At 70.7% G+C, this 14,736-nt stretch carries 12 protein-coding genes and 1 tRNA gene; 5 read left to right on the top strand and 8 right to left on the bottom strand.

Annotated elements, in window-relative coordinates:
• Positions 1-36: 36 nt before the first annotated feature.
• The 7 genes from H180DRAFT_RS02350 to galU form a co-directional block, all read right to left on the bottom strand.
• A tRNA-Ala gene (locus H180DRAFT_RS02350) sits at positions 37-110 on the bottom strand.
• Positions 111-254: 144 nt separating this feature from the next.
• Positions 255-1,502: a divisome protein SepX/GlpR gene (gene glpR / locus H180DRAFT_RS02345; RefSeq protein ID WP_055484227.1), complete on the bottom strand. Its 1,248-nt coding sequence runs from the start codon at positions 1,500-1,502 to the stop codon at positions 255-257.
• A gap of 141 nt (positions 1,503-1,643) precedes the next feature.
• Positions 1,644-2,249 carry a GNAT family N-acetyltransferase gene (locus H180DRAFT_RS02340; RefSeq protein WP_055484226.1) on the bottom strand — a complete coding sequence of 202 codons (606 nt, stop codon included), beginning with the start codon at positions 2,247-2,249 and terminating at the stop codon, positions 1,644-1,646.
• Between the two features lie 14 nt (positions 2,250-2,263).
• Complete coding sequence (locus H180DRAFT_RS02335) at positions 2,264-2,770, bottom strand: MogA/MoaB family molybdenum cofactor biosynthesis protein (protein WP_055484225.1); 507 nt, start codon at positions 2,768-2,770, stop codon at positions 2,264-2,266.
• Entirely contained in the window at positions 2,767-3,336 is a 570-nt protein-coding gene (moaC, locus tag H180DRAFT_RS02330; protein WP_079099768.1) for a cyclic pyranopterin monophosphate synthase MoaC, read from the bottom strand. Before moaC ends, H180DRAFT_RS02335 begins: the two co-directional genes overlap by 4 nt.
• A 70-nt stretch (positions 3,337-3,406) precedes the next feature.
• The gene (gene glp / locus H180DRAFT_RS02325; RefSeq protein ID WP_055484224.1) at positions 3,407-4,714 is read right to left on the bottom strand and encodes a molybdotransferase-like divisome protein Glp; all 1,308 of its coding nucleotides are present in this window, start codon (positions 4,712-4,714) and stop codon (positions 3,407-3,409) included.
• Between the two features lie 3 nt (positions 4,715-4,717).
• Complete coding sequence (galU, locus tag H180DRAFT_RS02320) at positions 4,718-5,620, bottom strand: UTP--glucose-1-phosphate uridylyltransferase GalU (protein ID WP_055484223.1); 903 nt, start codon at positions 5,618-5,620, stop codon at positions 4,718-4,720.
• A 103-nt stretch (positions 5,621-5,723) separates the two neighbouring features.
• Between galU and H180DRAFT_RS02315 the strand changes: the two genes are divergently transcribed.
• Positions 5,724-6,335: a 5-formyltetrahydrofolate cyclo-ligase gene (locus tag H180DRAFT_RS02315; protein WP_055484222.1), complete on the top strand. Its 612-nt coding sequence runs from the start codon at positions 5,724-5,726 to the stop codon at positions 6,333-6,335.
• Positions 6,336-6,503: 168 nt separating this feature from the next.
• Here the strand turns inward: H180DRAFT_RS02315 and H180DRAFT_RS02310 are convergent, their stop codons facing one another.
• On the bottom strand, positions 6,504-9,206 hold the full coding sequence (locus H180DRAFT_RS02310; protein ID WP_055484221.1) for a penicillin acylase family protein: 2,703 nt from the start codon (positions 9,204-9,206) through the stop codon (positions 6,504-6,506).
• A 222-nt stretch (positions 9,207-9,428) separates the two neighbouring features.
• On the opposite strand from H180DRAFT_RS02310, the gene H180DRAFT_RS02305 reads away from it, so the two are divergent.
• The 4 genes from H180DRAFT_RS02305 to H180DRAFT_RS02290 all read left to right on the top strand — a co-directional run bounded on the left by H180DRAFT_RS02305 (position 9,429) and on the right by H180DRAFT_RS02290 (position 14,089).
• Positions 9,429-10,922: a potassium/proton antiporter gene (locus H180DRAFT_RS02305; protein WP_079099813.1), complete on the top strand. Its 1,494-nt coding sequence runs from the start codon at positions 9,429-9,431 to the stop codon at positions 10,920-10,922.
• A 194-nt stretch (positions 10,923-11,116) separates the two neighbouring features.
• Positions 11,117-12,634: an MFS transporter gene (locus H180DRAFT_RS30180; RefSeq protein WP_055484219.1), complete on the top strand. Its 1,518-nt coding sequence runs from the start codon at positions 11,117-11,119 to the stop codon at positions 12,632-12,634.
• A 66-nt stretch (positions 12,635-12,700) separates the two neighbouring features.
• Positions 12,701-13,102, top strand: a complete 402-nt coding sequence (locus H180DRAFT_RS02295) for an FmdB family zinc ribbon protein (protein WP_074466556.1) — start codon at positions 12,701-12,703, stop codon at positions 13,100-13,102.
• 141 nt (positions 13,103-13,243) lie between these two features.
• On the top strand, positions 13,244-14,089 hold the full coding sequence (locus tag H180DRAFT_RS02290) for an S-methyl-5'-thioadenosine phosphorylase (protein WP_055484217.1): 846 nt from the start codon (positions 13,244-13,246) through the stop codon (positions 14,087-14,089).
• Positions 14,090-14,736 lie beyond the last annotated feature (647 nt).

Raw genomic sequence — 14,736 nt, 5'->3', positions numbered from 1 at the left:
AACCGTCCTCGAGCTGACTCAAGAACGGCCCCGCGGTGGACCTGAGGGGATTTGAACCCCTGACCCTCTCGTTGCGAACGAGATGCGCTACCGGACTGCGCCACAGGCCCTTGCGACGGGTGAAACCTTAGCATCCTCGCCGCACCGGGCGTTAATCGGTTCCGGCCCTGGTCACCGCCCCTCCCGGCGCTGCCGAAGGGCCGAGCGCCCCGGTGACCGGCCCGGCGGCGGCGCCGGAGCCCGGTCACCGGGGGTCACTCGTTGGCGGCGCGCGGGCGGTCCTCTTCCTCGCACTGGTCGAAGAGCGGCGTCTGCCGCCGGCCCCGTCCACGCCGCGAACCGCTGCCGTGCTCCTCGTCCTGCTCCTGGCCGGAGCCGGAGGCGCCGGCCGAGGGCTCACCGGCGGCGCTGGAGCGCGCGGAGCTCCATGTGCCGGGGGCCTCCAGGTCCACGCCGCGTGTGCTGCGCGGGGCGACCGGCGCGCTGACATATGTCGGAAGCGGCACCGGCACCGGCTCCCAGCCCTCGGTGGGCTCGCGGCCGCTGTCGCGCTGCTGGTCGACCCACTCCGCGTGGTCCGTCTGCTCGACGAGTGCGCGCCGGCCGACCGCGGCGGGCTCTTCCGCGTGCGCCGTCGCGCCGGGCTCGGCCGCCGGAGCCTGCCCGGAGGGGCGGGGGTGGGCTTGGGTGTGCGCGGCCGTCGGGGCGCCCGCGTCGTCCCCGGGCTGCTGTGCCCGCCCGTCCTGCCCCGCGGCCTCCGCGCGGCGCTTGTCCATGACGGCGGCGAAGCGGCGGCGTTCCTGGACGCGCAGATGAACGATGTAGGCGCTCAGCAGCAGCCCGGGCACGCCCGGTGCCCACAGGAAGGCGAGCCCGCCGACGGCGGCGACGATCGTGCCTGCGGTGAAGGCGAGGAAGAGAACCATCGTGGTGCGGCGACGCCGGGCGAGCACCTTGGCGCGCTTGTTCTTCTGCCTGGCCTTGTCACGCTCAACCTTGTCGCGTTCCGTCTTCCCGCGTTCGGCGCCGTCCCGCTCCGGGGTGCTGCCGGTGTTCTCGTTCCGGCTGCCGGAGTTGGCACCGTCCGGGGAGCCGGAGGCTGCGAACGCTTCGGTGGGAACGCCCGTACCGCCTTCGCCCACCATGGTCTTGGGGTCGGCGTAGGCACGTACGTCGACCGATTCGTCGACGTCCGCCGCATCGTCCACGCCGTGCGCGTTTCCGGGGGTGCCGTTGTCGGGGGCCGGGAGATCTCCGTGTTCCCCGTCGACTTCACCGTCGCGGCGCTCGTTCTCCTTCGCGTAGCGCCTTTCCATCGCCGCCTTGCCGGACAGCAGACGGATGGCGGTGCTGAAGCGTTCCGTCGGGCGGGATTCGTTCAGCTCGTCCTGCCTGCGGAGCCACATCGGCACCAAGTAGGCAGCCCAGGCCCCGACGATGACTGCGTAGATGAGGCCACTGCTGTTCACCCTCACACGGTAGAGGGGTTGAGCCGCACCCATCTGCCAAATGCGGCGGTGTGTCGCATGATCCGGCTGATCTCTCCATGTTTTTCACCGGCGTTGGGCACGGAACTTCGCGTGTTCAATTCCTGTGCGCGCGCCGGTTGTTCAGTCGGACGCCCTTAATATCGAACGTCTTTTTCATTTTCTGGACGTGCCCGGAGCTGTCCGGTGCCAGCGTGCGAGGAGGCCCTCCGGCACTTCTTCGACAGTCAGGGCGAATACGAGATGGTCGCGCCAGGCACCGTCGATATGCAGATAACGCGGCCTCAACCCCTCCTCGCGGAAGCCGAGTTTCTCCACCACGCGCCGGCTCGCCGTGTTCTCCGGACGGATGCAGATCTCGACGCGGTGCAGTCCGACCGTGCGGAAACAGTGGTCCGTCGCCAGCGCGACGGCCGTCGGCATCACCCCGCGGCCGGCGACCGCGCGGTCGACCCAGTAGCCGATATGGCCGGAGCACATCGACCCCCAGGTGATGCCCGCGACCGTCAACTGGCCCGCGAGACGCCCCTGATGCTCCACGACGAACGGCAGCATCCGGCCCGCCTGCGCCTCGGCGCGCAGGTGACGGACCATCTGCCGGTACGAGGGGCGGCTCGGCGGTGTGAGCCCTGACGGTGCGGGCGGAATGGTGGCTTCCCAGGGCCGCAGCCATTCACGGTTGCGCTGGTTCACCTCGCGCCAGGCACGCTGATCGCGCAGCTTTATGGGACGGAGGGTGGTCTTACCGTCCGTCAGCACGATCGGCCAGGAAGCGTTCAGTTGAGGTCCCCTCTGGAATGGTCACCGCCGTGGATCTGCTCGACGGCGTGCGTCAACAACCGTTCCAGCACCACGAGTCCGTCGCGTACTCCGCCCGACGAACCCGGAAGGTTGACGATCAGAGTGCTGTTCGCGACGCCCGCGACGCCGCGGGACAGGACCGCCGTCGGGACCTTCTCCGCGCCCCGGGCGCGGATCGCCTCCGCGATGCCCGGGATCTCGTAGTCGAGGACGCGGCGCGTCATCTCGGGGGTGCAGTCGGTGGGCGAGACGCCGGTGCCGCCGGTGGTGACGACGACGTCGTAGCGGGCCTTGACCGCGGCGTCGAGGACTTCCGCGACGGGTTCGCCGTCGTGCACGACGCTGGGCCCGTCCACTTCGAAGCCCATGGCCGACAGGGCTTCGACGATCAACGGGCCGCCGGTGTCCTCGTAGACGCCTTCGGCTGCGCGGTTCGACGCCGTGACCGCAAGGGCTCGGTAGGGATGCAGGGCTGGACTCATACGCCGGACTCCTCTTCGCTGGACTCGCCGGACCGGCCGTTGCCCCCTTGCCGGACGCGTGACGAACTCGCCTCGTCGCGCGTCCAGTTGCCGGAGCGGCCGCCGCTTTTCTCCTCGACGCGAATGTCGGATATGACCGCCGCCTTGTCCACGGCTTTCACCATGTCGACCACGGTCAGGGCCGCGACCGTCACGGCCGTCAGCGCCTCCATCTCCACGCCCGTGCGGTCCGTCGTCCTCACCTGCGCGGTGATCTCGACGGCCTCGTCGGTGACCGACAGATCCACCTTCACGCCGGAGACCGCGAGCGGATGGCACAGCGGGATGAGGTCGGGCGTCCGCTTGGCGCCCATGATGCCCGCGATACGGGCCGTGGCCAGGGCGTCTCCCTTCGGCAGCCCCTGACCTTCCTCGCCGCGCAGCAGCTCCACCACGCGGGGAGAGACCAGCACACGTCCCGTCGCGCGGGCCGTGCGCGCGGTGACGTCCTTCGCGGAGACGTCGACCATGCGTGCCGCCCCGCCCTCGTCGATGTGGGTGAGGTGCTGCTGTTCTGCGCTGCTCATCGTGCTCCCGGAACCGTCCCTGTGTCCGGATACGGTACCGGGCCTGCGGCGGGGTGGCTCCGCCTCGTCCCTACTGGTCGAGCGGGACGACGGTCACTTCCTCCCCCGGGGTGACGCGTGTCGTCTTCTCCGGGACGTCGATCAAGGAATTCGCCTGGGCCAGAGCACCGATCAGATGGGAACCCGCGCCGCCGACGGGACGGACCGTCCCCACCGCCTCCCCCGCCTGCGGCGGAAGGTAGCCACCGCGCAGGAACTGGCGCTTGCCGTCGGGCGACGTCAGCGCCTCCTCGGACTCCAGCCGGGCCCTGGCCGTCTCGCGCCGCACGGACGCGCGGCCCATCAACGCCCGCACGGCGGGCCGGACGAAGAGCTCGAAGGAGACGTACGAACTCACCGGGTTGCCCGGAAGGGCGAGGACAGGGGTGCGGTCCGGGCCGATCAGGCCGAAGCCCTGCGGCTTGCCGGGCTGCATCGCGAGCCGGCGGAACTCGACGTCGCCGCTGCCGCCGTCGATCCTCGAGAGCACCTCCTTGACCACGTCGTACGCGCCGACGCTGACGCCGCCGCTGGTGACGACGAGGTCCGCGCGGATCAGCTGGTCCTCGATCGTGGCGCGCAGGGTGTCCGCGTCGTCGGCGACGGCGCCCACCCGGTAGGCGATCGCGCCGGCGTCGCGGGCGGCGGCGGTCAGCACGAAACTGTTGGAGTCGTAGATCTGGCCCGAGCCCAACTGCTCGCCGGGCTGGACGAGTTCACTGCCCGTGGACACCACGACCACCCGCGGCCGCGGGCGCACCGTGACCGTGCCCCGGCCGATCGCCGCGAGCAGGCCCACCTGCGGCGGGCCCAGAAGCGTGCCCGCGCTGAGAGCCACCGCCCCGGCCCGCACGTCGCTGCCGCGCGGACGCACGTGCTGCCCGTCCTCGACGGGACGGTGGACGCGGACCTCGCCGGCCGCTCCACGCGGGTCGAGGCTGCGCGCGCTCATCGCCTCCACGGGGCCGCCGCCCAGGCCTCCGTCCGTCCACTCCACGGGGACGACCGCGCCGGCTCCCGGGGGAAGCGCCGCGCCCGTCATGATGCGGGCCGCCTGGCCGCGCTCGACCACCGGCAGATCTCCCTCGCCGGCCGCCACATCCCCTATGACGGTGAGCACCGCGGGGAACTCCTCCGTGGCGCCCCGGACGTCGGCCGTGCGCACCGCGTATCCGTCCATCGAGCTGTTGTCGAAGGGGGGCAGGGAGACGGGCACCGTGACGTCCTCGACGAGCACGCACCCCTGCGCGTCGAGCAGTTGCAGCTCGATGGGCTCAAGGGGGCGGACGCTGCTGAGGATGTCGTCCAGGTGCTCCTCGACCGACCAGGTCTCGCTCAAGCCTCACATCTCCTCGGTGACGAAGCCGCGCAGCCAGTCCCGGAAGTCCGGGCCCAGGTCCTCACGTTCGCATGCCAGTCTGACAATGGCCCGCAGATAGTCGCCGCGGTCACCGGTGTCGTAGCGGCGGCCGCGGAAGACGACACCGTGCACCGGGCCCCCGAGGGCGGGCTCCGCGGCGAGGGTCTGCAGAGCGTCGGTGATCTGGATCTCGCCGCCGCGGCCGGGGTCGGTCTTGCGCAGCACGTCGAAGACGGCCGGGTCGAGGACGTAGCGTCCGAGGATCGCGAGGTTCGACGGGGCCTCGTCGGCCGGGGGCTTCTCCACCAGGTCCGAGACCTTGACGACGTCCGGCTCCCCGGTGGGTGCCGCGGCCGCGCAGCCGTAGAGGTGGATGCTCTCCGGGGGGACCTCCATGAGCGCGATGACGCTGCCGCCGTGCTCCTCGCGCACCTCGATCATGCGCGTCAGCAGCGGGTCCCGCGGGTCGATGAGGTCGTCGCCCAGGAGCACCGCGAAGGGCTGGTCGCCCACGTGCGGCGCGGCGCAGAGGATGGCGTGGCCCAGGCCTTTGGGGTCGCCCTGGCGCACGTAATGCATGGTGGCGAGGTCGCTCGACTCCTCGACCCTGCTCAGCTTGGCCTCGTCGCCCTTGTCGCGCAGGACCTGCTCGAGCTCGTAGTTGCGGTCGAAGTGGTCCTCGAGAGGGCGCTTGTTGCGGCCCGTGACCATCAGAACGTCCGGCAGCCCGGCAGCGACCGCTTCCTCGACCACATACTGGATCGCCGGCTTGTCGACGACCGGAAGCATCTCCTTCGGAGTTGCCTTGGTGGCGGGCAGGAAACGGGTGCCCAGACCCGCTGCCGGGATGACAGCCTTGCTGATCCGTGCTCGGGAAGTAGTCATGTCCCGCACGATAACCGGTGGCTTTGTGCAGATGACAACGCTTCGCGCGGATATGTAGCGCTACGAGCAACAACGCACGAGACGGAAGGGATCCGAGGCGCCAGTGGGCGAAATCGACGCTAGTAAGCACGCGTTGCGGGAGAGCATCCTCGCGGTGAGGGCCCGGTTGACGGCGCGGGACGCGGAGGCGACGGCCGGCGTCCTCGCCGAACGCGCGCTGGAACTCCCCGAACTGGCCGAGGCACGCACTGTCGCGGCCTATGTCTCCATAGGCCGGGAGCCCGGCACCGGGCCGCTGCTGGAGGCGCTGCGCACGCGGGGAGTTCGGGTGCTGCTTCCGGTGCTGCTGCCGGACAACGACCTGGACTGGGGCGTGTACGAGGGTGCAGGCCGGCTTGTGAAGGCCCGGCGGGGACTGCTGGAACCGGAAGGACCGCGCCTCGGGCCCGACGCGGTCACGGAGGCGGACGCGGTGCTGCTTCCCGGCCTGGCCGTCGACGGGCAGGGCCTCCGCCTGGGCCGCGGCGGCGGCTCGTACGACCGGGTGCTGGCGAGAATCGGGGCCGCCGGTGCCCGGCCGGCGCTGGCGGTGCTGCTGTACGACGCCGAACTCGTCGGCGCCGTACCGGCGGAGCCGCACGACCTGCCCGTGGCGGCGGCGGTGACGCCTTCGGCCGTCCACCGCTTCAAGGCCCCGCCGCCGCACCACGCCTGAGCGCTGCCGGGCGGGGGCGCCGGGCGGAGGCGGCTGCCGGCCGGGGCGCGGGGCGGAGAGGGCTGCCGACGGCCGCGTCCGGCGCACCGACGCCGTCCCGCCACGTCGCCCTGCCACGCCGTCCCCGCCACGCCGACCCGGCCGTGGACCGGTGCGGACCGGGTCCGTCTACGGCGTCAGTGCCATCTTCTCCTCGGTGCCCTTCTCCACCGCCCGCTGGCTGAACGCCCAGGGCAGCAGTTTCCCTTCGGACCACTTGTCCATCTGGTCCACGTAGTGGGGGTTGTAGGCGTGCCCCGAGGCGCCGGTGAGGTTGATCCAGCGCGACTTGTCGAAGTCGTCGAGGTTGACGACCATCCGCATCGACGGCACCCAGATCACGTCGTAGCCGCCCGCGGCGTTCCAGCCCGTCGCGTTGACCGCGTCCTTGCCGCCGCCGAGGTCCCACGGGCCGCGGTTGAGCAGGAACTGCATGAAGCCCGGACCGTCGGTGCCTATGGTCTGGTTCTTCAGCATCAGGTGGTGCAGACGGCCCCAGCTCCAGGTGTCTATGTCCTTGCCGAGTTTGGACGTCAGCTCCCAGCGGGCGTTCTTCATGGCGTGGGCGAGGAGTTCGTCGCGGTTCTCGTCGCCCCGGCGGCGGTCGGTGCCGGGCGTCTTCCACCACTCGCTGTCCTCGTCCTTGATGAGCTTGCGCACGACCTCGTACCAGCGGTCCCCGCCGTCCGGTTGCGCCGAGGCGGCGTCCCGTACGCCGCACTCGCGCACCAGGCGGGTGTTGCCCTGGAGGTCGTCGACGGGGCCGGACTCGTCGGAGGGGCGCACGTTGAGGCAGTCGCCCTTGACCCTCAGCTCCTTGGGGAGTTTGTTGCCGAAGGCGAGCAGCAGCATGTTGCGCCAGACCGCGTTGAAGTACGCGGCGGGCGCCGAGTCGCGGTCCTGGGTGTAGTCCCAGCCCTCGAGGAGCCGCTGGGCCTCGCGCACATACTTGTCCTCGACGTTGATCTTCAGCAGGTACGGCACGAGCAGCTTCGCGATCTCGCTGCTGTTGTCCATCTGCATGGTCTGCATGTCGCCCATGGAGATCTTGCCGCCGTCGGCGATCTTCGAGCTGATCAGGTCGTTGATGCGCTGGCTGCGTGTGCCGTAGCTCCAGTCCTTGGTCAGCAGGTAGGGGTACTTCTCCTCGTCGACGACGGCCTGGTTGGCGGTGACTATGTATCCACGGGCGGGGTTGTACTCCCAGGGCAGCGCCTTCTGCGGTACGTAGCCCTTCCACCGGTAGCGCGGGTCCCAGCCGGGCGCCGGGTAGCGCCCGTCGCCCGCGCCGCGCACCGGGATGCGCCCCGGTGCCTGGTAGCCGATGTTGCCCTCGGTGTCGGCGTAGATCAGGTTCTGCGAGGGCACCGCGAAGTCGCGTGCCGCGGCGCGGAACTCCTTGAAGTCCGAAGCCTTGTTGAGCTTGAAGACGGCGTCCATGGTCTTCGTGGGGCTCAGTGCGGTCCACCGCAGCGAGATCCCGTAGCCGTCGCCGCGGTCGGGTGCCGCGTTGTCCACGGGGGACGTCTCGCCCACCTTGCGCAGTTCGCTGTCCCGGTCGGAGAGGACGGGACCGTTATTGGTCTCGCGGACCGTTATCTCCCGGTTCGAACCGCCGGCGACCTTGATGGTCTCCTTGCGGGTCTTGTACTCGCGGCGCCTGCCGTCGTACAGGTACCCGCCGTCCTTGAACTTCTCCAGGTACAGGTCGGTCACGTCCGCACCGAGATTCGTCATGCCCCAGGAGATGTCCTGGTTGTGCCCGATGACGACGCCCGGCAGCCCCGCGAAGGTGAACCCGGAGACGTCGTACGGACAGGACTTGGTGACGTTCCTGCAGTGCAGCCCCATCTGGTACCAGATCGACGGCAACTGCGGCGACAGATGCGGGTCGTTGGCCAGGAGCGGCTTGCCCGTCGTCGTGTGCTTCCCGGAGACCACCCAGGAGTTGGAGCCGATTCCGCTGTTGCTGGGGCCGAGCAGTGCGGGAATCTTGTCGAGGCGCGTGGCGAGGGAGCTGAGCTGCGAACCGGCGCTGCGCACGGCCTGCTGGGCGCCGGCGACGTCGTCCGGTGAGAGCGCGGCCCCGCCCTCGGGGTCGAACTCCTTGCTGCCGCGGTCCACCGCACCCTCGGTGATCGGCTTGTTCCGCTCGGCCGGGTAGTCCGGGTACAGCTCGGCGATCTGCTCGCTGGAGAGGCGTCCGGCCATCAGCGCGCGGTCGATCTCGGAGGACATGTTGGCGCGCAGGTCCCAGGCCATCGCCTTGAGCCAGGCCACGGAGTCGACCGGGTCCCACTTCTCCGGTGTGTAGCTGTGCTCCAGGTCGAGGGCGGCGTACTCCAGGGAGGCGGAGGACCCCTTGTGGTCCTTGAGGTAGGCGTTGACGCCCGCGGTGTACGACTTGAGGTTGGCCCTGGTCTCCTTCGACAGCCCCGCGTACTCGCGTTCGGCGACCTTGCGCCAGCCGAGCGTGCGCAGGAAGGCGTCCGTCTTCACCTGGCCCGGGCCGAACATCTCCGACAGCCGCCCGGACGTCATGTGCCGCCGTACGTCCATCTCCCAGAAGCGGTCCTGTGCCTGGACGTATCCCTGCGCCGTGAACAGGTCGCTCGAACTGTCCGCGTACACCTGCGGAATGCCCTGGCGGTCGCGCTGGACGGTCACCGGGTCCTCCAGGCCCTTCAGCTTCAGCGAACCGCTGGTCTGGGGAAAGGAGTCGCGGACGGTGCTGATCGTCCAGAAGGTCCCGCCGCCGACACCGGCCACGAGCAGCAGCACGACGGCGATCACGATCACACGGGCGCGTCGCGAGGTCTTCTTGGCAGGCATCGCTGTCCTTCGAGGGCAGGGTGGACCTTGGGTTGTGAGGCCCGGAGCGGAACCCGCGGAGCCCACACCGGACCAACCATAGGCGGAGCCGGAGCAGGGCTACACAGGGAGTCACCACCCGGCCGTCCGCAAGATTCAAGCGATGGTAAATTGTTAGCCACGCGAACGAACTCGCGAACCCGGACGGGACTTCGCGGTTCGAGCGAGAGAGAGGATCCGCCCCTGAGTGTCGACCGCCTCAATCAACTGCTTCTCCTCAGCACCCTCGTCCTGCTGTTCGCGGTCGCCGCGGTAAGACTCTCATCACGCAGCGGGCTGCCCAGCCTGCTGATCTACCTCGGGATCGGCATCGCACTCGGGCAGGACGGCCTGGGCCTGCAGTTCGAGAACGCCGAACTGACCCGCACACTCGGCTACGCGTCCCTGGTCGTGATCCTCACCGAGGGCGGGCTGAGCACCAAGTGGCGCGAGATCCGCCCCTCGGTTCCGGCCGCCGGCGTCCTCTCGACGGTCGGCGTGGCCGTCAGCGTGCTGGTCACGGCCTCCGCCGCCCACTACCTCATCGGGCTCACCTGGCAGACGGCACTCCTCGTGGGCGCCGTCGTCTCCTCGACCGACGCGGCGGCCGTCTTCTCCGTGCTGCGCAAGGTGCCGCTTCCCAAACGGCTGACGGGCGTGCTGGAGGCGGAGTCCGGCTTCAACGACGCACCCGTCGTCATCCTCGTCGTCTCCTTCTCGTTGCACTACTCGCCCGGCACCTGGTACGTGCTCGTCGGCGAGATCCTGCTGGAGCTGGCGATCGGACTGGTCCTCGGGCTCGTGGTCGGCAAGCTGGGCGCCCTGGGGCTCGGCAGGGTCGCGCTGCCCGCCTCCGGCCTCTACCCGATCGCCGTGATGGCGCTGTGCGTGCTGTCGTACGCGAGCGGCGCGATGCTCCACGGCTCCGGGTTCCTCGCCGTCTACGTCACGGCGCTGATCCTGGGAAACGCGAAACTGCCCCACCGGCCCGCGGTGAGGGGCTTCGCCGACGGGCTGGCGTGGATCGCGCAGATCGGACTCTTCGTACTGCTGGGCCTGTTGGTCACACCGCACGACCTGATCGACGACATCTGGCCGGCCATCGGCGTCGGGCTCGTACTGACGGTCGTGGCACGGCCGTTGTCGGTGATCTGCAGCATGCTCCCCTTCGACCAGCGCTGGCGCGACCAGGCGCTGCTCTCGTGGGCGGGGCTGCGCGGAGCGGTGCCGATCGTCCTCGCGACGATCCCGCTCGTCGCCGACCTCCCCGGCAGCGAACGCATCTTCAACATCGTGTTCATGCTCGTGATCATCTTCACGGCGGTGCAGGGACCGACACTGCCCTGGGTGGCACACAAGCTGAACCTCAGCGACGGCGACGAACCGATGGACATCGACATCGAGTCCGCGCCGCTGGAACGGCTGCGGGGCCACCTGTTGTCGGTGGCCGTCCCCGCGCACTCGAAGATGCACGGCGTCGAGGTGGGCGAGCTGCGCCTGCCGCCGGGCGCCGCGGTCACCCTGGTCGTGCGGGACGGCAAGAGCTTCGTACCGCTGCCGACGACGATGCTTCGCCACGGCGACGAACTGCTCGTCGTGGCGACCGACCCGGTGCGGGACGCGGCGGAGAAGCGGTTGCTGGACGTCGGCCGCGGCGGCAAACTCGCGGGCTGGCTCCGCGGGTCCGCGCAGGACTGAACCGGGGCTGACTCACGGGGCCGGTCCACGGGGCTGATTCACGGGCTTCCGGGTACCGACGAGGCCGTTATCCTGCTGAAGGCAAGAGAATTCACCGTTCCTGCCTGACGCAGGGCTGGCGCGGCCGGACGGCACCGCGCGAGAGGACAGCCTTCGGCGCGCACCGCGCTACCAGGCGGCAGAGAGGTTCGGCCGTGGCAACCCCGGCCACAGCGACCGGCGCCCGCCGGACCGGATACGGCGCACTGCTGCGCACACCCGGCGCGTGGCGCTTCCTCATACCCGGCTTCCTGGCGCGGCAGCCCATCGCGATGCTCGGCGTCGGCACTGTGCTGCTCGTCGAGCACACCACCGGCTCCTACGGTGCGGCAGGCATCGTCATCGCCGTCTCAGGGGTCTCGATGGCGCTGCTCGCGCCGCAGGGGGGCAAGCTCACCGACCGGTTCGGGCAGGGTGCCGTACTCGTGCCGCTCGTACTGCTGCACGCGTTGTCGGTCTCGGCGCTGATCGTGCTGGCGTTGCGCGATGCGCCGGTGTGGACGCTCTTCGCCGCCGCGGTACCGGCGGGTGCCACCATTCCGCAGATCAGCCCGATGGTGCGGGCACGCTGGTCGGCGTCCCTGGGCGGTGGAGACGGCACGGACGGGCGGAACGGCCACCGGAGCGACCGGGGCGGCAGAGGCGGCCGGGGCGGCAAGGGGGACACGGACGGCGAGGGACACACGGACGGCGAGGACGGCGGCCGGGCGGGCGGTGACACCGGCACGGGCGGGCCCGGCGCACCGTCGCTCCTGAGCACCGCGGCGGCCTTCGAGTCGGTCACGGACGAATTCAGCTTCGTCGTCGGACCGCTGCTCGCGACGGCGCTGTGCACAGGGGTGCACCCGGCGGCCGGCCTCGCCGCGGAGGTCGCCCTGATGCTGGGCAGCGGCCTGCTCTTCGCGGCGCAGCGCGGCACTCAGCCCGAAGTCCGCACGAAGGTCCGCACGAAGGTCCGCACGAAGGTCCCGCACCGTGACGGTTGCTCCACGGACGGCGCGTCCACGAGTACCGCGTCCACGGGCGGCGAAGGCGGCGTCCGGTCGGCGCTCGGCGTCCGGGGCGTGCGGGTTCTCATCGCCGGGTTGCTGGGCATAGGCACCGTCTTCGGCGGCATGCAGGTCTCGGTCGCGGCGTTCACGGAGTCCGCGGGGGCACCGGAGCTCAACGGCGTGCTGTACGGGGTCTTCGCGGCGGGCAACATGTCGGCCGCTCTCGCGGTCGGAACGGTGCAGTGGCGGCGCAGTGCCGACGTGCGGCTGCTGACCGCCTATCCGGTGCTCGTGCTCGCGGCCCTCGCGCTTGCCGTGACGGCGCAACTGTCGCCGTGGCTGCCGCTGCTGGGCGGGCTCGGGCTGGTGCTGGGGCTGTGGGTCGCACCTTCCATGATCGCGGGCTTCACGCTGGTGGAGCTGCTGGTCCCGGCGGCCTTCCGTACGGAGGAGTTCACCTGGCTGACCGGAGCGGTGGCGCTGGGACAGGCGTCCGGCTCCATGGCTGCGGGCCAGCTGACGGACGCGGCCGGCGCGGGAGCGGGCTTCCTCGCCCCGCTCGCGGGTACCGGGCTGGCGCTGGCCGCACTGGTCGTCTTCCGCCGTCGGCTGGCGATACGCGCGGGAGATCGCTCGTCCGGAGGTGGGCTCGGTCACCGTCCACCTGTCCCGGTGGACTGACGCGCGGGAATACTGCAATATGGAGCGTCGTTAGCACTCACCCAGTAAGAGTGCCAGGAGGAGAACGTGCCGACGTACCAGTACCAGTGCACCGAGTGCGGCGATGGCCTCGAGGTGGTGCAGAAGTTCACCGATGACTCGCTGACCGAGTGCCCCAGCTGTGAGGGCCGCCTGAAGAAGGTGTTCTCGGCCGTCGGCATCGTCTTCAAGGGGTCCGGCTTCTACCGGAACGACAGCCGCAGTTCGGAGAGCTCCGGGAAGTCGTCGTCCGGCTCCTCCGAGTCGTCGTCCAAGAGCAACGGCGACTCCTCGTCGTCCTCCTCGTCCTCGTCCTCGGATTCCGGCTCCGGATCGGGCTCCTCGGACTCGGCGAAGGCGGGCTCCTCGTCCTCCTCGTCCGGCTCGTCCTCCTCGTCGAACGGCAGTGGCTCCAAGAGCACGAGCAAGGCGGGCAGTTCGGCGGCCTGAGGCCACGGCCGCACCGGCCGGGAACCGGGAACCGTGCGGGTCTCCCGGTGAATCCCCGCACGGAAGCCCGCCCCGGAACTGTCACGGCGGGCTTCACGGCCCACCGGCGCGCGTGCGCATGCGCCCCTTAGGGTGGGCCGCATGAGCGAACAGGCAGAGATCGGCGTCATCGGCGGTTCGGGCTTCTACTCCTTCCTCGACGACGTGACCGAGATCACGGTCGACACCCCGTACGGCGAACCGAGCGACTCGCTGTTCCTCGGCGAGCTGGCCGGCCGTCGCGTCGCCTTCCTGCCGCGGCACGGCCGCAAGCACCATCTGCCTCCGCACCGCATCAACTACCGCGCCAACATATGGGCATTGGCCTCCGTGGGGGCGCGGCAGGTGCTCGGCCCGTGCGCGGTGGGCGGCCTGCGCCCCGAGTACGGACCCGGAACGCTGGTGGTCCCCGACCAGCTCGTGGACCGCACCAAGTCCCGTGCGCAGACGTACTTCGACGGAGAACCGCTGCCCGACGGGTCCGTGCCCAACGTCGTGCACCTGGCCTTCGCCGACCCGTACTGCGAGGCAGGGCGGCAGGCCTCGCTGGCCGCCGCGCGGGAGCAGGGCTGGGAGCCGGTGGACGGCGGCACACTGTGCGTGGTCGAGGGGCCCCGCTTCTCCACCCGCGCCGAGTCCCGGTGGCACGCAGCGCAGGGCTGGTCCGTCGTCGGCATGACCGGCCACCCGGAGGCCGTACTCGCACGTGAACTGCGGCTCTGCTACTCCTCGTTGAACCTCGTGACGGACCTGGACGCGGGGGCGGAGACCGGTGAAGGGGTCTCGCACGAGGAAGTGCTCCGCGTGTTCGGCGAGAACGTCGGACGGCTGCGGGAGGTGCTCTTCGACGCGGTCGGGAAGCTGCCCAAGAAGCGCGAGTGCCAGTGCCCGCAGGCGCTCGGCGGGCTGGACCCGGGCATCGAACTCCCGGGCGCTCCGCAGGAGTAGGGACTCGGGGCCGGAGCACGGCGCGGGGCCGGAGCACCGGAGCACGGCGCCGGGCTGGAGCGTGCCGCCGGGCCGGCCAGGCGCAGCAGTGCGCAGCGCTGCTCGGCGGCCTCGGCGATCCCGGCGGTGCTCGGCGGCCCTCGGCGGTGCGCGGCACGGACCGGACCGGCTCTCGTTCATCCAGGGCCCGTGCTGCAGTCCCTGGCCCCTCACCGCATCCCTGCGCACAGCCGAACTGTCCACAACTGACTGGTTATCCACAGAATTCGGCGGGTTTCTCCTGGGACAGCGCGAAGGGTGCACTCTGGCAGCGCAAGACGGATTCTCCGACGCTCCGAGTGCAGGCGGTGATCGTGATGCCCCGGGATTCCCAACACCGGTTCCACGGTGGCGGCGTGGGCGGCCATGGTGACGGAGGCCGCGCACGGCTCCCCGGCCGTCGCGGCTCCGGCCACGTTCCGGGTCCGCGGGCGGTGCCTGATCTGACACCTGTGCGTCCCGCCTTCCGCGGCGGGCACCGCATTCGCCGGCTCGTGCGTGGGAGACGACGGGTGACGGCAGCCGGGCTCGCCGTCGCGGCGGCGGCGCTCGCAGCCTGGATCCCCAGGGGAGAACATGCCGGTTCCGCCCCTGCCGGAGCGGGCCGG

This window comes from Streptomyces sp. WMMB 322 (genome assembly GCF_900090145.1).
Taxonomy (GTDB): Bacteria; Actinomycetota; Actinomycetes; order Streptomycetales; family Streptomycetaceae; genus Streptomyces.
This window is presented reverse-complemented; position numbering and strand designations above follow the sequence as displayed.